This is a genomic window from Sphaerisporangium viridialbum, assembly GCF_049674955.1.
Classification (GTDB): Bacteria; Actinomycetota; Actinomycetes; order Streptosporangiales; family Streptosporangiaceae; genus Sphaerisporangium; species Sphaerisporangium viridialbum.
This window is the reverse complement of sequence record NZ_CP187232.1, coordinates 7,384,696-7,401,149: the sequence shown is the minus strand read 5'-3', so window position 1 is coordinate 7,401,149 and position 16,454 is coordinate 7,384,696. Positions and strand designations below refer to the sequence as shown.

Below are 16,454 nucleotides of genomic sequence, written 5' to 3'. Positions count from 1 at the left end.
CGCCAAGAAGAGTACCGCCCGTACCTGGTCCCCGAGCCCCGGCCGTCGAAGGTTCTCGCTTTCGGGGCCGGTCCGCTAGTTTGACGTTCCCCTACATGGAGGTGCCGCGTGAGCCGTTGGGCCGAGTTGACCGGTGGTGGTTCGGGGGCGGAGTACGCGTCCCGGTTCGCGAGGCTGGCGGACTCTGGGGTGGACGTGCATGGCGAGGCGACGCTGTGCGCGTCGCTGGTACCGGCCGGCGCGCGGGTGCTCGACGCGGGTTGTGGCACCGGGCGGGTGGCGATCCGCATGGCCGAGCTGGGATACGACTGTACGGGTGTGGACCTCGACGTCTCGATGCTCGCGGAGGCCCGGCGACGTGCACCCGAAATGAGCTGGATCGAGGCCGATCTGGCCACCCTCACAGGGCTGCATGGCTTTGACCTGGTGGTCGCGGCGGGCAACGTGATCCCGCTGCTCGCGCCGGGCACGGAGCCCGCCGCCGTCCGGGCTCTGGCCGGGGCGCTGCGTACGGGCGGCCTGCTGGTCGCGGGGTTCGGCCTCGACGCGGCGCACCTGCCGATCCCGCCGAGCGTGGAGCTGGCCGAGTACGACGGCTGGTGTGAGGCGTCCGGCCTGACCCTGGAACACCGCTTCGCCACCTGGGACGCCGCGCCGTACGAGGGCGGCGGCTACGCCGTCAGCGTCCACCGCCGCGCCCTCTGATCCACCGACCGCCGAACAGCGGCACCCCGTCGCGCCACGCGGCCGGTCGTGGCGGCCTGAGGAGGACTCCCTGAGCGCATCGGTGCGCGGGTCAGGGGGGCGCCGAAAATGTGAGGCGGTCGCGGAGGGCGATTCGGTACGCTCACCGGGCTCCCTCGGCAACCGGTGCGCCGGCGTCGAAGCTCTCCCTCCAAAGCCGCTTGACCTGCTGAGGTGGGCCGTTCGTGGTGCTGCTTCCGAAGTCGCGGGAAGTCGCCTGACCTCGGGAAGAGGGTCGTCAGTGGGCAAGATCGCTGTTACCGGGGTCACCGGGAATCTTGGGCGCGTCGTCGTGGAAGACCTCCTGGGCAGGGTCGAGCCCGGTGACGTCGTCGCCATCGCCCGCACTCCTGAGAAGGCCGCTCACCTCGCCGCCTGTGGTGCCGAGGTCCGGTTCGGCGACTACGACGAGCCCGCTTCCCTCGACGGGGCGCTGGCCGGGGTTGAGGTCCTGCTCCTGGTGTCGGGTCCGGACCTCACACCCGGGGTACGCGTCGCGCAGCACCTCGCGGTGGTCGAGCGGGCCGCCCGGGCAGGGGTGCGGCGCCTCGTCTACACCAGCGGCATCGGCGCCGAGGAGGGGCAGGGTTTCGCCGCGGACCACACCGCGACGGAGAAGGCGGTGGTCGAGTCCGGGCTGGCGCACACGTTCCTGCGCAACGCCCTGTACTCGGAGGCGTTCCTCGGCGCCGCGCTGGCCGAGGCCCGGGGGAGCGGCACGGTCACCTCCTCGACCGCCGGCGGGCCCCTCAACACCGCCCGGCTCCGCGACCTGGCCCTCGCGGCGAGCGCCGCCCTCACCGGCACGGGCCACGAGAACGCGACGTACGAGCTGCGCGGGCCGTTGTGGACCTATCCGGAACTGGCCGGAGTGCTCTCGCGGGCCCTGAGCGAGCCGGTCGCGTACCGGGAGGTCTCCGACGCGGAGGCCGGATGGCTCGGGTCCCTGGCCCCGGCGGTGCGCGCCGGCGCGTTCGCCAGGACCGGCCCTGATCTCGCCCGTCTGCTCGGCCGCCCGCCGGCGAGCCTCGAAGACACCGTCACCGCACTCCTCGCCTGACGCCCGCTTCTGCGATGAACCTCGTTGGGCGGGTGGTGCTACGTACCTGGCATGGGCGGGGGAGCGGAGGGGATGGCGCTGCGCCGGGTCGCGGGAGCCGGTCGTCGCGCACGGGCGGGGACGCCGGTCGAGGACGCGGCCGTCCTGGCCAGGGTGGCCGACGGCGACACCGCCGCGCTGACGGAGCTGTACGCGCGCTACGGCAAGCCGATGTTCGCCTTCCTCTATCGCCTGGCCGGTGACAGGGGCACGGCCGAGGAGATCCTCCAGGACACGTGGCTGGCCGTGTGGCGGTCGGCGGGCACGTACCAGAGCCGGTCCAGCGTGAGCACCTGGCTGTTCGGGGTCGCCCGCCGCCAGGCGCACAACCGGCTGCGCGGCGTTCCCCCTCCGGTCGCGGCCGAGCCCACCGCCGACGGGGCGGACTCGGCCCCGGGGCCCGAGGAACTGGCCATCGGGCGCGACCGGGTGCAGGCCGCGCTGGAACGGCTGCCGCCGGCGCAGCGCGAGGTGGTCGTGCTCGCGTTGCTCGAGGACCTGAGTCACCAGGACATCGCCGAAGTGCTGGGAATCCCGGTCGGCACGGTGAAGAGCCGGCTGCATCACGCTCGCGCGACCCTCAGGGAGTGGATCGATGAACCAACGAGGTGAATGGCCGGAGTTGCGGGGGATCGCGGACGGCATCCCGCCCGCGCCCGGCCCCGAGATCCTGCGCGGCGTCCTGCTGAGGTCCCTGCTGGACCGGGCCGTGCCGCCGCCCGTGCCGAGGCCGATGAGGGCCCGGGCGCTGCTCGCGGCCGAGGCCGCGGTCGTGCATCGCGCGGTCTGGCTGACGTCGGCGCTGGTGATGGCGGCCGGTGTGGGGTTCGTCCTCGCCCAAGGGCACATCGCGGAGCTGGTGATGGCCCTCGTCGTGCCGCTCGTCACCGGCATCGGGGTGGCCGGGGCCTTCTCTCCCGAGCGTGACGAGGCCTTCGAGGTCGTGGCCGTCACACCGACGTCCCCGCGCGTCGTGCTGCTGGCCCGGATGACGCTGGTGCTCGGGTACGACCTGGCCCTCGCGCTGCTCGGCTCGGTGGCGCTGTCCCTGGCGGGCCTCAGCCCCGCCGGGCTCGGAAGGCTCGTCATGGTCTGGCTCGGGCCCATGGCGCTGCTCGCGGCGCTCGGCCTGCTGCTCTCGGTGTGCTGGAACCCCGAGGGGGCGATCGGCGTGGCGCTCGCGGTGTGGATCCTTTACGCGCTGACCTTCACCCCGTGGTCCTTCGCCGGACGTTTCGGCGCCTTCTGGCTCACCAGCCCGGCCGCTTACGCCGTCATCCTCGCTCTCGCCGCCGTGCTCGGCGTCGCAGCCGTGGTCGTCGCCGGCCGGGGTGAACCGATCAGGCGTGCCCGCGCAACCCAATGGTCATGAAACGGTTCGACCTCTGGTCCCATGAGATAGGCAGGGCCGGGCCGGCGGCTCTGGTGATGCCGCCGGCCCTCGTCCTGCTGACCGGGCTTCTCGCCCTCTTCGGTACCCGGCTCGGCTCCCGCGAGGCCACGACGGCGTCGCTGCTCCTCGGAGCCGTCGAGACCGGGTTCCCGCTCGTGACGGGTATCGCGGCGGCCTCGCTGATCGGCCGGGACCGGGCCTTGGAGCTCCAGCTCACCCTTCCCTCGGGGTACCGCGCGACCCTGCTGCGCCGCCTCGCCGTGACGTCCGGGTGGGCGGCGCTGTGCGCGACGGCCGCAACGGCGCTGTTCATGGCCGCCGGCTGGTGGGACGTGTTGCCCGGTACGCCCGGTGGCCTGGCCGGTCAGCTCACCTGGCTCGCCCCCGCCGTGTGGCTCACCGCCCTCGGGCTGTTCGCCGCCGCGGCCTTCCGGAGCACCGTGGCCGCCACCACGACGGTCGCCATGGTGTGGCTGCTCGAACACGTCGCCGGCGACGTCCTGCGGGGGAACGCCGTCACGCGGTCGCTCTACCTGTTCGCCACCACCCATGGGGCGGTGGCCGATGACTGGTCCGTCAACCGGGTGACCCTGCTGGTGACGGCCATGGCGCTCCTCGTCGCGGCGTGGCCCCTGCTCGGTGACGCCGAGCGCATTCTCGGAGGTGAGACCGAATGATCGCGACCCTGCGGTACGAGTTCGGCATGCAGGTGCGGCGGCCGATCCTGTGGATCGTCTACGGGCTGGCCTTCGCGGCGATGGTGGGCACGCTGTCGCAGGGCTACGTCGTCCCGACGCTGGGGACCGGCGACCCGGACGACCCTCGGTCCGCCATGATCGCGGTAAGCCAGACGGTCATGACGCTGATGCCGATCGTCTATGGCTGCCTGCTCGCCGACCGGCTCATCCGCGACAGGAGGCTGGGCGTCGCCGGGATCCTGGACAGCACCCCGGCGGGCCGTACCGGGCGGTTGATCGGCAAGTATCTGGGCGTCTGCGCGGCCACCGCGGCGCCGATCGCGGTGATGTACCTCGGCCGGGCGGTCGTCTACGCCGTCGCCGAGGGAAAGCCGCAGGCACTCGGCTGGGCCGTGGGCCTCTTCCTGGTGAAGATCATCCCCGCGCTGGTCTTCGTCGGGGCCCTCTCGCTCGCCGGCCCGTTGCTGGTCCCGCCCCTGGTGTTCCGCGTGCTGTTCGTCGGCTACTGGTTCTGGGGCAACCTCATCCCCGCCACCATGATGCCGACCCTTTCCCACACCGTCTTCTCGGCGAATGCCGACTATGTGGAGTACGGGCTGTTCGGCGACCCGTCAGCGGCGCTGGGGGCCGACGCGATCCCGTACGGCCCGTGGGACGGGGCGGCGCTGAACCTTCTTCGCCCGCTCGCCTCCCCGGCCGTCGCCTTCCTGTGGATCGGCCTGATGGTCGCCATGGCCGCCGTCGCGCTCTTCCTCGCCCGTCTCCACGCCATCCGTACGGAGTCCTGACATGCGCATCGAGATCTCCCATCTGACCAAGACCTACAAGGGCCACGTGCGCGCCCTCGACGGGGTGGACCTCGACGTGCCGACCGGCATGTACGGGCTGCTCGGATCGAACGGGGCGGGGAAGACCACGCTCATGCGGATCCTGGTGGGGCTGCTGAAGCCCACCTCCGGGACGATCCGCGTCGGCGGGCACGACCTCACCACCCCCGACGGGCTGCTCGCCGTGCGGCGGGCCCTCGGCTACCTCCCCCAGGACCTCGGGGTCTATCCCGACCTCACCGCACGGCGGTTCCTCGACTACATCGCCCTGCTCAAGGGGCTCGACGCCCGTGACTTCCGGCGCCGCAGGATCGGCGAACTGCTGGAGGTGGTGGGGCTGTCCGACGTCGCCGACCGCAGGCTCAAGGGCTTCTCCGGGGGGATGCTGCGGCGGGTCGGCATCGCCCAGACACTGCTCGCCGATCCTCGCCTGCTCGTCGTGGACGAGCCCACGACCGGGCTGGACCCCGAGGAGCGCATCCGCTTCCGCACGTTGCTCTCCCAGCTCGCCGGGGACCGTACGGTGCTGCTCAGCACGCACATCGTCGAGGACGTGGCGCAGACCTGCCGCTACCTGGCGGTGATGGCGAAGGGCCGAGTGGTCTTCAGGGGTGACGTCGGCGAGCTGGTGGCGCAGGCGGACCGGCAGGTGTGGACGGTCATCACGCCGGGCCCCGAGCCGTCGCGGGGCAGGATCGTGGCCGCGCTGCCGGAGGGCGCGGGGATGCGCTACCGCGTCGTCGCGGCCTCGCGGCCCGATCCGTACGCCGAGCCCGCCGAGCCGACGCTGGAGGACGGCTACCTCGCCCTCATGGAGGCCGGCCGCTAGGAGCGGACCCGCCGCCGCGCCGTACGGGCGCACGTACCTCGGGTACGTGCGCCCGTACGGCGTTTTGGGGGGTTTGCGGTCTTTGTGGCATCTCGTCATGTGAGACACGACTTGACTACTATATTACCTACCTGAAATATAGGTATTGTGCCGAAAGTGACCTTGACCGCCCGGCGCGTGATCGACTTCATGTACGTGGACAGCAGCCTCTGTCGGTGAACGTGGTCCGTCTCGCGCGTGGGTCGCGCTGGAGACGTCTCTCCTGATCCCCATCTCTTCTGGTCGCCCCTGGTCGCAGGGGTCTCTCGCCGTGCCCGGTGGCAGGACGCCGCCGGTCGCGACCGCCGCTACATCCCACTGTTAAGGGGCTCGTCATCATCATGTGGAATCGCCATCTCCTGGATCCCCGGCCTCGCCGCCGCGTGCGCGCCGCGGTCGTGGCCCTGGCCATCTCGCTCGCCGGCCTCGCCACCGCCTGCGGCACGCCTTCCGCGGCCGGCGAGGAATCCTCGTCCGGAGGGGGGACGGGGGCGGTGCTCAAGCTCCAGGACCCCGGCAACGCGGGCCCCCTCGCCTACGCCAAGCGCGAGGGCATCCTTGAGAAGCGGCTCAAGGCGGTCGGCGCCTCGGTCGAGTGGGGCGGCTCCTACGCCTCGTTCACCGCCACCATCGACGCGGTCCACTCCGGTTCGGTGAACGTGCTGGCCGGGGCCATCTCGCCCGCCGTCGGCTACCTGGCGAACAGTCCCGACATCAAGATCTTCTCGGTGACCGACCCGATCACCGACCCGGCCGCCCCGCAGACCGACGGCCTGGTCGTGGCCCCCGACAGTCCGGTCAAGTCGGTCAAGGACCTGGTGGGCAGGCAGGTGGCCGTGAACAAGGGCGGCAAGGGCGAGTACCTGCTCCTGCTCGCCCTGGAGAAGGCCGGCGTCCCGGTCGACCAGGTCAAGCGGGTGTACCTCAACCCCGACCAGGGCGCGTCGGCGTTCGCGACCGGCAAGGTGGACGCCTGGTGGGCGATCGTCAAGGCCTACCCCGAAGTGGTCGCCAAGGGCGCGCGGGTGATCGTGCACGGCCGCGACCTCGACGACAGGGACCTGACCATCGCCGCCGCGCGCGACGAGCTGCTCGACCAGCACCCCGAGGCCGTACGCGTCTACCTGGACGTGCTGCGGGAGCTGACCGCCGAGGCCAAGCAGGAGCCGGAGAAGTTCGAGAACGTCTTCCTCAAGCAGGGACCGACGGCCGTCACCGGTCCTCGGCTGGAGCTGGACATCGCCACCGCGAAGTACGCGAACATCCCCCGCACCGTGACAAAGGACGACGGCGCCAACATCCAGGAGGTCGCCGGCCTGTTCCAGAAGTACGGCGTGGTTTCGGGCTCCATCGACCCGGCGGACGTGCTCTTCGACCTCGACGCGGCCGGGTCCTCATCGCCCGCCGCGTCCGGGTGACCGCCATGACCCTGGAGAGAGTCCAGCCGGTGGACCAGACGGCGACCCGTCCGGCCGATGAGAGCGCCGGGCTGGAGGTTCCGAGGTACCTCGGTTCGCGCCGCCGCCCGGCGGCCCTGTCGGCGGGCGTGCGCATCGGCGTGCCGCTGCTGCTGCTCCTCGCCTGGTGGTACGGGGCGGGCAGCGGGCGCATCCCCCCGGACGTGCTGGCCGGGCCCGCCTCGGTGCTCGCCGCCCTGCGCGAGCTGGCCGCGACCGGCCAGCTCGCCGAGTACCTGCTCGCCTCGGCGCAGCGGGCCGGGCTGGGCGTGCTGGTCGGCGGGGGGATCGGGTTGCTGCTCGGGGTCGCCGCCGGCATCTCGGCGCTCGGCGAGGAACTGGTCGACCCGACGATGCAGATGATGCGCGCCGTGCCGTTCCTCGCGCTGGTGCCGCTCTTCATCTCGTGGTTCGGGGTCGGCGAGACGTTCAAGATCGTGCTGATCGCGGTGTCGGCGGCCATCCCGATGTACGCCTACACCTACCTCGGCGTGCGGAACGTCGACCGCAAGGTCGTCGAGGCGGCGCGCGGCTTCGGCCTGCGTGGCCACCGGCTCGCGCTCGGCGTCATCATCCCGAGCGCCCTGCCCAACATCCTGATGGCGCTGCGCATCTGCCTGTCGGTCTCGCTCACCGGCCTGATCGCGGCCGAGCAGGTCGGCGCCACCGAGGGCATCGGCTACCTGGTCACGCTGGCGCAGCAGTACTTCAGGCCCGACTACATGGTGCTCTGCATCCTCATCTACGCCGTCCTCGGGCTGGTCTTCGACGCCGTGATCCGGCTGGTGGAGCGGCTCGCCATGCCCTGGCGCGGGCACGTGGTCGCCCGATGAACCCGCAGGACGAGATGAGCGAGCCGGCGCGCGACCTGGCCGTGCGCATCAGCGGGCTGAGCAAGGCCTTCGGCGCCAAGACCGTGCTCTCCGGCATCGACCTTTCGATCCGCAGGGGCGAGTTCTTCGTCCTCCTCGGCCCGAGCGGCACGGGCAAGACCACCCTGCTGCGCATCCTGGCGGGCCTGGACCTCCCCGACGAAGGGACCGTGCTCGCCGCCCCCCGCCGTACGACCGTCTACCAGGAGCCCCGGCTGATCCCCGCCAGGAGGGTGCTCGCCAACGTCACCCTCGGCCTCCCGTCCTCCGCCCGCGAGGCCGGGCGCCGGGCCCTGGCCGAGGTCGGGCTGGACGGGTACGGCGGGGCGTGGCCGGCGACCCTGTCCGGAGGCGAGGCGCAGCGCGTGGCCCTCGCCAGGGCACTGGTCCGCGATCCGGAGGTGCTGCTGCTCGACGAGCCGTTCGCCGCGCTGGACGCGCTGACCCGGCTCCAGATGCAGGAGCTGGTCGCCGAGCTGTGCGCGCGGCACCGCCCGGCCGTCGTCCTGGTCACCCACGACGTGGACGAGGCCGTCCGGCTGGCGGACCGGGTCGTGGTGCTGCGGGAGGGGGCGCTGGCGGTCGACAGGACGATCGACCTGCCCCATCCCCGGGACCGCGACAGCCCTCCTTTCGCCGAGTACCGCCGCCTGTTCCTGAACCACCTCGGCGTCGTCACCGCCTCGCACTAGACGTATCGCCAACGAGCCGATGAGGAGACACATGTCATCCATAGACAAGATCTGGTACACCCGCTGCCCCGTGCCCACCGCCAGCGGCCTGGCCCACAACCAGGGCTGGCTGGCCGAGGAGTTCCAGGCGGCCGGCCTTGCGGTCGGCATCCTCCAGGACGCGGGACCTGAGCTGGCCCAGCACCATTTCGACCACCAGCTGCTCGGGCTGTTCCGGGAGGGCGGCAACGTCCCCGCGCTCGCCGCGCGGTCGGCGGGCGCCCCGACCCGGCTGATCGGCCTGACCTGGATCGAGGAGTGGCAGTCCATCCTGGTCAGGGCGGACTCCGGCATCACCGGGGCGGCCGGTCTCGCCGGTGCCAGGGTGGCGCTCCCCGCGTGGGCCGAGACCAGGGCCAAGAGCTTCCCCAGGGCCATGGCCCTGCACGGGACCAAGGGCGCGCTGGCGCAGGGCGGGCTGACCCTCGACGACGTCACGTTCGTGGAGGTGGCCGCCCCGGCCAGGCCGTCGGTCGGCCGGGACGCAGGCCGGGACACAGACGGCCGCGCGTTCTCCTGGCCCGGCATCGCCGAGCTCGCCCGCGGCGAGGTGGACGCGGTGTACGCCAAGGGGGCGCGGGCCGCGGAGCAGGCCAAGGAGATAGGCGCCGTGGTGGCCGTCGACCTGGACGCGCACCCCGACCGCCGTACGCGGGTCAACAACGGCACCCCGAGGCCGATCACCGTGCACGAGCGGCTGCTGGACGAGCACCCCGACCTGGTGGTGGGGTTCCTGGCCCAGACCCTGCGCGCCGCGGACTGGGCGGAGGGCAACCTCGATCGGGTGCGCGAGATCCTGGCCGGCGAGACGCGGTCCGGGGCGGAGGCCGTGGAGACCGCCTACCGGGGCGACTTCCACCACTCGCTCCACCCCGACCTGTCGCGGGAACGGCTGGACCTGCTGCGCGTCCAGAAGGACTTCCTGCTGGTGCACGGCTTCCTCGACGCCGACGTGGACCTCGACGCGTGGGTGGCGCCCGAGCCCCTCGAACTGGCCCGCGGGCGCCTCGCCGCACAGTCCGCGGGGGTGGGTGCGTGATGGGCGGGCACCCGGACTTCCTGATCACCGTGCCGACCCGGGGAGACGGGCGCGACCCCGGGCGCGGGGACCGGGGCGACTGGCGGCCCGGCGCGCGGCGCCCGCTGCCCTCGCTCGTCACCGATCCGCGGCCGGGCGCCTTCGGGCCGTTCGACCACCTCGCGCAGATCGGCAGGGCCGCGGAGATCGCCGCCCTCGGCGGCGCGCTGGTGCCGTTCGACCCGGCGGGCGAGGAGTCGCTGGTGGTCGCGGCCGGGCTGCTCCGGCAGAGCCGTCACCTGCGCGTCGTGGCCGGGTTCCACCCCGGCGTGGCCACGCCGGTGTACGCGGCCAAGTTCTCGGCCTCGCTCCAGCGGTTCACCGGCGACCGGCTCGGCTGGCAACTCGACGTCGACCTGGACCCGGCCGTCGCGCGCTCGCAGGGAGACCACCTGCGAGGCGCCGACCGCTATGCGAGGGCCGACGAGTTCCTCACCGTGGCGAGGGGCGTGTGGCACGAGGAGGGCTACACCTACGAGGGCCGCTTCTACCAGGTGCTCGCGGGCGGCTTCCAGCCGCCGAACTCGGGACTGCCCTTCCCGCGCGTCCACCTGACCGGCACCTCGCCGGAGGCGCTGGCGCTCTCGGCCCGCCACGCCGACGTCCACCTGTTCACCCCGGACCAGGACGTCCAGGCGGGCATCGAAGAGCTGGCCGCGCTCGCCGAGGCGCAGGGACGCCGCGTCGGGTACGGCCTGCGGATTCCCGTCCTCGCGCGAGATGACGACGACGAGGCCTGGGACGAGGCCCGGCGGCTCTGGGTGCTCACCGGGGGTGAGGAGGCGGGCCTGCCGGACCCTGACCCGCGCACCCGCCTGTGGCCCGGATTCGCCCGGATCAGCGGTGACGGTTCCGGCTCGTCCGGTCTGGTCGGCTCGTACGAGACCGTCGCGGCCGGGATCCGCGGCCACCTCGGCCAGGGCGTCACCACCTTCGTCCTGGAAGCGAGGCCCGCCATCGAGGAGACCTACCGGCTGGGCGAGCGGCTGCTGCCGCTGTTCGCGAAGGAGATCGAGCATGCCCATTGACATCTACTGGCGTATCGGCACCCACGGCGACCAGCAGTCGCTGCGCCGCCGGGTGACCAGCCGGGGGGAGTGGGCGCCGGTCGTGCCGGGCAGCCTGACCCCCGGCGTGCGGGACGGCCGCCGCGACGGGTACTCCTACGTCGACCACATGGCCGACGTGGCGAGGGCGTCGGAGATCTCGGGGTTCGTCGGCGGCCTGCTGCCGTCGTTCCCCTTCACCGACGACCCGTGGGCCACGGCCGCCGCGCTGGCCCGCGAGACCACGACCTACCGGTTCATGATCGCCTACCAGCCGGGCTTCCTGCACCCGGTGCAGGCGGCGCGGATGTCGGCGAGCCTCCAGCGGGCGACCGGCGGGCGGGTCGTGTACAACATCATCTCCGGCGGCGGCGGCCCGGCCCAGCTCTGGTGGGGCGACAAGGTCGACCACGACGACCGCTACGCCCGCACCTCGGAGTTCCTCGACGTGCTCAAGGGCGTGTGGAACGGTGGCCCGTTCGACTACCAGGGCCGGTTCTACCAGGTCGAGGGGGCGGGCCTGCCCGAGCCGCTCGCGCGGCAGCCCTTCCCTGAGATCTACTTCTCCGGCTCGTCCAAGGCCGCGATCGAGGCGGCCGGGCGGCACGCCGACTACTACCTGTCGTGGCTGGAGCCCTTCCCCGAGCTGGCGGCCAAGTTCGCCCAGGTGCGCGAGCACAGCACGGCGATCGGGCGCTCGCCGAAGTTCGCCGTGCGCATCGACGTGCTGGCCCGCGAGACCGAGGAGGCGGCCTGGGACGAGATCCGGCGCGGCTGGGAGCACGTCGACCCGGCGGCGCTCCGCGGCCCCGACGGCGACTCCGTCGGGTGGCTGCGCAGCCAGTCGTTCGTCTCCTGGCCGGTACGCGAACCCCGGGAGCTGGAGGTGTCGCCCAACGTCTGGGGCGGCTTCCACCTGCTCCGCGGCGGCCCCGCGTTCGGGCTGGTGGGCAGCTACCAGCAGGTCGCCCAGCGGCTCGACGAGCTGATCGGCATCGGCGTCGACGCGTTCATCCTCGCCGGCGTGCCTCACCTGGAGGAGGCGTACCGGGTCGGCGAGGAGGTGCTCCCGCTGCTGCGCGGCCACGACATCCGCCACAACTCCCCGCTTTCCACTTCGAAAGGATCCATCTGATGAGCGTTCGCGTCGGCTACTTCCCCAACAACAACTCGCTGTGGGTGCTGCGCCACCGCGGCATCCTGGAGCGTTCCCTTCCCGACGTGGAATGGGTCGACCTGCGCAGCCTGCCGGCCGGGGACCGTCCCGCCCCCACCGACGGGCTGCCCTCCGCGCACGGTGACCACCTGTTCGACGGGGGCTACGACTTCATCGGCACCGGCTCCACGCCCCCGGTCACCGCCCAGGGCAAGGGCCTCGACATCGTGTACGTGGCGGTCTCCGGCTCGCGGCACGAGAACGGGCGGCTCGTCGTCCACGAGGACTCGCCCATCACCTCCCTCGCGGACCTCGCGGGCAGGCGGGTCGCGCTCGGGCACGGCTCCTGGCAGACCACCCTGCTGCTGTTCGCCCTCGACCGGGCCGGGCTGACCTGGAAGGACATCGAGCCGGTGGACGCCTACGGGGACGCCGCCCAGCTGTTCCTCGACCGGGAGGTCGACGCCTGGGTGGGCTCGTACCCACCGCTCACCAGGGTCGAGCGGGAGGCCTCCGTCAGGGAGCTCGTCGAGACGGAGGGGCTGTTCAGCCACCGCTCGCTGTGGTTCACCCGCCGCGACTTCGCCGAGGGACGTCCGGAGGAGCTCGCCGCCATCGTGGCGGCCCTGCAGGAGTCCGACGCCTGGATCCGGCAGAACCCCCGGGCCGCGGCCGAGCTGTTCGCGGCCGAGGACGGCGGGGACGTGGACGCCTGGGAGCACGCCCTGCGCACGCGCCCGTTCGGGCTGCACCCCGTCAGCGAGGATTTCGTCGCCGAGCAGCAGCGCGCGGCCGACCTCTTCCACGCCAGCGGCCTGATCGACCGGAAGATCAGCGTGGCCGAGGCCGTCCTCCCGGAGATCGGCCGCCTGGTCGAGTCCACCAGGGCCTGACGAGTTCCCGGTATCCTGTGACGCCGTAGCGGTTCATGATCGTCACGGTGGCCGCGCGACGGGCCCGGCCCGTCGCGCGGCACCGGAGCGACCAATGTGCCGGCCATCGATCAGGAAGGCGTCTGGGGTGCTTCTGGCGGCTCGGTACCGGTTGGACGAGCCTCTCGGACGCGGGGGGATGGGCGAGGTCTGGCGGGCCAGGGACGAGGTCCTGGACCGCCTGGTCGCGGTCAAGCTGCTGCTCGCCGCGTCCCTCGACTCCTCGGCCGCCGCGCGGTTCCGGCAGGAGGCACAGGCCACCGCCCGCCTGAACCACGCCAACGTCGTCGCCGTCCACGACTTCGGCGAGGCCGAGGGCCGCCTGTACCTCGTCATGGAGCTGATCGACGGGCGCAGCCTGGCGGAAGTGGGGAGTGTCTCCCCCCGGGAGGTGTCCCGCATCGGGTTCCAGGCCGCGTCGGGCCTGGCCGCCGCCCACCGGCAGGGTGTGATCCATCGCGACGTCAAGCCCGGCAACCTGCTCCTGGCGGCGGACGGCACGGTGAAGGTCGTGGACTTCGGCATCGCCCGCCTGGCCGACCAGGCGGCGACCGCGCTGACCGGCACGGGCCTGATCGTGGGCACCGGCTCCTACCTCGCGCCTGAGCGGGCTCTCGGCAGGGACGCCGGGCCGGCGTCCGACATGTACGCGCTCGGGTGCGTGCTCTACGAGCTTCTGGCAGGGCACCCGCCCTTTCGCGCGGACACCCTGCCCGCACTGCTGTACCAGCATGTCCAGCTCGCGCCGGTGCCGCCGAGCCGGCTCAGGCCGGACGTGCCGCCCGCGCTGGAAGAACTGTTGCTGAGCCTGCTCGAGAAGGAGCCGGGCGCGCGGCCGGGGGCCGACCAGGTCGCGCACTCGCTGGCCACGGGATCACGGACGGCCGGGCATGCCGTCCCGCCCCCACAAGCCCCGCACCCACAAGCCCCGCCCCCGCAGGCCCCGCCCCCGCAGGCGCCGTACGGGCCCGCGCCGACTCGCGCCATGCCGCCGCTGCCGCATCAGGAGCTCTCTTCCCCGATTCGTCCAGTGCCGCCGGTTCATCCCGGTGTGCCCGCGCCGACCAGCGTCCTGTCCCCGCTGACCGCCGAGCGGACGGGCGGGGTGGGCCGGGCCGCCTGGGCATCCATGCTCCCGGGTAGGCGCAAGCCCGTGATGGCGGCGGCAGGGGTCGCCGTCGCCGCCGTGGTGGTGCTGGCGATCGCCGCCCTCCGGCCGGGTACGGACGTCACGGGCACGGCCGCGCGACCGGAGACCAGTGCGTCCCCGTCCGCCCCGCCGGCGCCCTCCAGTGTCACGGGGTCGCCAGAGCCCACGGCGACCGCCTCCGCGGTGGCCGAGAGCCAGGAGGAACCGCTGTCGGACGACCCGCGCGTCCTGCTGGCTCAACTGGCGCAGGAACTGCGCCTGGCGGCCGTCCAGGGCAGGCTCGACCCCCGGGTCGCCGCCGACGTGCAGCACAAGATCGCTGAGGCCCGGTCCTCGCTCGCCGGCCGGTGGGACGACCGCGGCAGGAAGAAGGGGCACGACGCGCGCAAGGCGGCCAAGCGCGTCCGCGACGTCCTGCACAAGCTCGCAGACGCCGAGGAGAAGGGACTGCTCACCCGCACCCCCGCGCTCACGCGGCTGCTCGTCCACATCTCCGGCCTGGCCGGGAACGACGGCCCGCCCAGTGGCCGCGGAGACGACGAAGAGGACTAGACGGCCGGCGATGGCTTGGATGCCGAGCGGCGAGGCGCCCGGGTACGGGGCCTCCCGAAGGAAGGGTTCGGCGGCACGCCGGAGCCCTCGAACTGAGAGGCTCGGGGTATGCGGATCGACCTGCACACGCACTCCACCGCCAGCGACGGCACCGACACGCCCGGCGACCTGGTGAGACGGGCGGTCGCCGCTGGGCTCGACGTGGTGGCCCTCACCGATCACGACACCACCGCCGGGTGGCCGCCCGCCGTCGCGGCCGTGCCCCCCGGGCTCACACTGGTGCGCGGTGCCGAGCTGTCGGGCCGGTGGTACCGCAGCGAGCCGTCGGTCGGGCTGCACCTGCTGGCCTATCTGTTCGACCCTTCCTACGAGCCGATGGTGGCCGAGCTGGCCAGGGTGCGGCGGTCGCGCGACACCCGGGCGGAGAACGTCGTCGCGCTGCTGAACGCCGACGACATCGACATCACGCTTCCCGAGGTGCGGGGCTACGCGGCGGGCGGCACGGTGGGCCGCCCGCACATCGCCCGGGCGCTCGTCGGGCGGGGCCTCGTCGGGTCGGTGGACGAGGCGTTCGCCCCCGAGTGGCTGGGCAGCCGCTACCGGCTGCCGAAGGCGGACATGGACGTGCTGACGGCCATCCGCCTGGTGAACGAGGCGGGCGGCGTGTCGGTGCTGGCCCACCCGAGGGCCGGCAGCCGGGGTCACATCGTGCCGGACGACCTGATCGCCGATCTCGCGGTGGCGGGCCTGTGGGGCGTGGAGGCCGGCCACGTGGACCACTCGCCCGAGGACCGCGAGCACGTGCGCCTTCTCGCCCGCGACCTCGGCCTGCGCGCCACCGGCTCCAGCGACTACCACGGCGACAACAAGACCGTGCGGCTCGGCGCCTTCACCACCGACCCCGCCGTCTACGAGGACCTCGTCGCCTGCGCGACCGGCGTCGCCCCCGTCCACGGCTAGCCGGCCAGGTCAGAGCGGGTCGCCGGGGATGGCCGCGTACTCCCTTCGCAGGGTGGTGAGGATCGGCTCGTCCACCGAGAGCTCGGCCCCGTCGATCGAGCGCACGGGGCGCGGGCCGATGGCGGCGTTGGTGATGAACGCCGAGCCCATCGCGGGCAGGTCGCCGGCGTCGATGTCGGCGGCGTCGAAGGGGATGCCGGCGCGGCGCATCACCTCGTTGAGCAGGCGCATGGTCACGCCGTTGAGGCGGTTCGACTCCGGCCACAGGACGCGGCCGGCGCGGACGAACCCGATGTTCCACGCGGGCCCCTCGGTCACGCGGGACCGGCCGTCGAGGAACAGCACGTCGTCGTGGCCGCCGAGCTGCGCGAGCCGCCTGTGCAGCACGGTGCCGAACAGCCCGGTGTGCTTGACCTCGGGCAGGTCGCGCTGGTAGTTGACCGCTCCCAGCGTCAGCGGGGCCAGGGCGCCCGGGGCCGGTCTCGTGCTGACGAGGATCTCCGGCTGGGCCTTGACCGCCGGGTGGGCCAGGTCGAGCTCGGGGTCGAACACGGTGACCCGAACGATGACCGGCGACGGCGCCGAGGCCGCGACGCGCCGGACGAGGTGGCGCACCCGTTGGAGATCGAGGTCGGCGCCGTGGACGACCCGGCAGTCGCCGAGGAGCCTTTCGAGATGGAGGGAGAGGCCTCGGACCCGCAGGTCCTCCACCCGCATGGTGGTGAAGTGCCCGTAGTTGCAGAGCGCGAGGGTGCCGAGCTCGTCTGGTGTGACGGGACGTCCGTTCAGCTCCATCATGCGGCCATCCTGGCAGCTTCCCCGCCGCCCCTCGGCCCGCGAGCCCGCTTGTTCGCCCCGGGCGTGAAGCCGCGTACGGCCCGGCGGTGCGGC

General features: G+C 72.9%; 17 protein-coding genes. 16 read left to right on the top strand and 1 reads right to left on the bottom strand.

Annotated features, from left to right (window positions below; genetic code table 11):
* Nucleotides 1-108 precede the first annotated feature (108 nt).
* From ACOZ38_RS33375 to ACOZ38_RS33300, 16 genes are all read left to right on the top strand, one after another.
* Nucleotides 109-705 (top strand): class I SAM-dependent methyltransferase, encoded by a 597-nt coding sequence (locus tag ACOZ38_RS33375; protein WP_424535036.1) that lies wholly within the window; start codon nt 109-111, stop codon nt 703-705.
* Nucleotides 706-787: 82 nt separating this feature from the next.
* Entirely contained in the window at nt 788-1,804 is a 1,017-nt protein-coding gene (locus ACOZ38_RS33370; RefSeq protein WP_424535035.1) for an NAD(P)H-binding protein, read from the top strand.
* Between the two features lie 51 nt (nt 1,805-1,855).
* Entirely contained in the window at nt 1,856-2,455 is a 600-nt protein-coding gene (locus ACOZ38_RS33365) for an RNA polymerase sigma factor (protein ID WP_424535034.1), read from the top strand.
* Nucleotides 2,439-3,215 (top strand): hypothetical protein, encoded by a 777-nt coding sequence (locus tag ACOZ38_RS33360; protein ID WP_424535033.1) that lies wholly within the window; start codon nt 2,439-2,441, stop codon nt 3,213-3,215. Before ACOZ38_RS33365 ends, ACOZ38_RS33360 begins: the two co-directional genes overlap by 17 nt.
* Nucleotides 3,212-3,913: a hypothetical protein gene (locus ACOZ38_RS33355; protein ID WP_424535032.1), complete on the top strand. Its 702-nt coding sequence runs from the start codon at nt 3,212-3,214 to the stop codon at nt 3,911-3,913. Before ACOZ38_RS33360 ends, ACOZ38_RS33355 begins: the two co-directional genes overlap by 4 nt.
* Complete coding sequence (locus tag ACOZ38_RS33350; protein ID WP_424535031.1) at nt 3,910-4,722, top strand: hypothetical protein; 813 nt, start codon at nt 3,910-3,912, stop codon at nt 4,720-4,722. The genes ACOZ38_RS33355 and ACOZ38_RS33350 overlap by 4 nt, the downstream gene beginning before the upstream one ends.
* 1 nt (nt 4,723) lies before the next feature.
* Nucleotides 4,724-5,590 (top strand): ABC transporter ATP-binding protein, encoded by an 867-nt coding sequence (locus ACOZ38_RS33345; protein ID WP_424535030.1) that lies wholly within the window; start codon nt 4,724-4,726, stop codon nt 5,588-5,590.
* Between the two features lie 380 nt (nt 5,591-5,970).
* Nucleotides 5,971-7,047: an NrtA/SsuA/CpmA family ABC transporter substrate-binding protein gene (locus ACOZ38_RS33340; protein ID WP_424535029.1), complete on the top strand. Its 1,077-nt coding sequence runs from the start codon at nt 5,971-5,973 to the stop codon at nt 7,045-7,047.
* Nucleotides 7,048-7,052: 5 nt separating this feature from the next.
* Nucleotides 7,053-7,919, top strand: coding sequence for an ABC transporter permease (locus ACOZ38_RS33335; RefSeq protein WP_424535028.1), 867 nt, complete (start codon nt 7,053-7,055; stop codon nt 7,917-7,919).
* On the top strand, nt 7,916-8,650 hold the full coding sequence (locus tag ACOZ38_RS33330) for an ABC transporter ATP-binding protein (RefSeq protein ID WP_424535027.1): 735 nt from the start codon (nt 7,916-7,918) through the stop codon (nt 8,648-8,650). The genes ACOZ38_RS33335 and ACOZ38_RS33330 overlap by 4 nt, the downstream gene beginning before the upstream one ends.
* Before the next feature lie 31 nt (nt 8,651-8,681).
* Nucleotides 8,682-9,728, top strand: coding sequence for an ABC transporter substrate-binding protein (locus tag ACOZ38_RS33325; RefSeq protein WP_424535026.1), 1,047 nt, complete (start codon nt 8,682-8,684; stop codon nt 9,726-9,728).
* Nucleotides 9,728-10,795: an LLM class flavin-dependent oxidoreductase gene (locus tag ACOZ38_RS33320; protein ID WP_424535025.1), complete on the top strand. Its 1,068-nt coding sequence runs from the start codon at nt 9,728-9,730 to the stop codon at nt 10,793-10,795. The genes ACOZ38_RS33325 and ACOZ38_RS33320 overlap by 1 nt, the downstream gene beginning before the upstream one ends.
* A complete protein-coding gene (locus ACOZ38_RS33315) occupies nt 10,785-11,948 on the top strand; it encodes an LLM class flavin-dependent oxidoreductase (RefSeq protein ID WP_424535024.1) in 1,164 nt (387 codons plus the stop codon). Before ACOZ38_RS33320 ends, ACOZ38_RS33315 begins: the two co-directional genes overlap by 11 nt.
* On the top strand, nt 11,948-12,862 hold the full coding sequence (locus tag ACOZ38_RS33310; protein WP_424535023.1) for an ABC transporter substrate-binding protein: 915 nt from the start codon (nt 11,948-11,950) through the stop codon (nt 12,860-12,862). Before ACOZ38_RS33315 ends, ACOZ38_RS33310 begins: the two co-directional genes overlap by 1 nt.
* A 127-nt stretch (nt 12,863-12,989) precedes the next feature.
* Nucleotides 12,990-14,603: a protein kinase domain-containing protein gene (locus ACOZ38_RS33305; protein ID WP_424535022.1), complete on the top strand. Its 1,614-nt coding sequence runs from the start codon at nt 12,990-12,992 to the stop codon at nt 14,601-14,603.
* A gap of 108 nt (nt 14,604-14,711) precedes the next feature.
* Nucleotides 14,712-15,563: a PHP domain-containing protein gene (locus tag ACOZ38_RS33300; RefSeq protein ID WP_424535021.1), complete on the top strand. Its 852-nt coding sequence runs from the start codon at nt 14,712-14,714 to the stop codon at nt 15,561-15,563.
* 9 nt (nt 15,564-15,572) lie between these two features.
* Here ACOZ38_RS33300 and ACOZ38_RS33295 read toward each other — a convergent pair whose 3' ends face one another.
* Nucleotides 15,573-16,358 carry an aminotransferase class IV gene (locus ACOZ38_RS33295; RefSeq protein ID WP_424537130.1) on the bottom strand — a complete coding sequence of 262 codons (786 nt, stop codon included), beginning with the start codon at nt 16,356-16,358 and terminating at the stop codon, nt 15,573-15,575.
* Nucleotides 16,359-16,454 lie beyond the last annotated feature (96 nt).

Coding starts and splice junctions, on each gene's coding strand:
- ACOZ38_RS33365 (WP_424535034.1), top strand. CDS start 1,856: ATGGGCGGGGGAGCGGAGGGGATGGCGCTGCGCCGGGTCGCGGGAGCC.
- ACOZ38_RS33360 (WP_424535033.1), top strand. CDS start 2,439: ATGAACCAACGAGGTGAATGGCCGGAGTTGCGGGGGATCGCGGACGGC.
- ACOZ38_RS33355 (WP_424535032.1), top strand. CDS start 3,212: ATGAAACGGTTCGACCTCTGGTCCCATGAGATAGGCAGGGCCGGGCCG.
- ACOZ38_RS33350 (WP_424535031.1), top strand. CDS start 3,910: ATGATCGCGACCCTGCGGTACGAGTTCGGCATGCAGGTGCGGCGGCCG.
- ACOZ38_RS33345 (WP_424535030.1), top strand. CDS start 4,724: ATGCGCATCGAGATCTCCCATCTGACCAAGACCTACAAGGGCCACGTG.
- ACOZ38_RS33340 (WP_424535029.1), top strand. CDS start 5,971: ATGTGGAATCGCCATCTCCTGGATCCCCGGCCTCGCCGCCGCGTGCGC.
- ACOZ38_RS33335 (WP_424535028.1), top strand. CDS start 7,053: ATGACCCTGGAGAGAGTCCAGCCGGTGGACCAGACGGCGACCCGTCCG.
- ACOZ38_RS33330 (WP_424535027.1), top strand. CDS start 7,916: ATGAACCCGCAGGACGAGATGAGCGAGCCGGCGCGCGACCTGGCCGTG.
- ACOZ38_RS33325 (WP_424535026.1), top strand. CDS start 8,682: ATGTCATCCATAGACAAGATCTGGTACACCCGCTGCCCCGTGCCCACC.
- ACOZ38_RS33320 (WP_424535025.1), top strand. CDS start 9,728: ATGGGCGGGCACCCGGACTTCCTGATCACCGTGCCGACCCGGGGAGAC.
- ACOZ38_RS33315 (WP_424535024.1), top strand. CDS start 10,785: ATGCCCATTGACATCTACTGGCGTATCGGCACCCACGGCGACCAGCAG.
- ACOZ38_RS33310 (WP_424535023.1), top strand. CDS start 11,948: ATGAGCGTTCGCGTCGGCTACTTCCCCAACAACAACTCGCTGTGGGTG.
- ACOZ38_RS33300 (WP_424535021.1), top strand. CDS start 14,712: ATGCGGATCGACCTGCACACGCACTCCACCGCCAGCGACGGCACCGAC.
- ACOZ38_RS33295 (WP_424537130.1), bottom strand. CDS start 16,358: ATGGAGCTGAACGGACGTCCCGTCACACCAGACGAGCTCGGCACCCTC.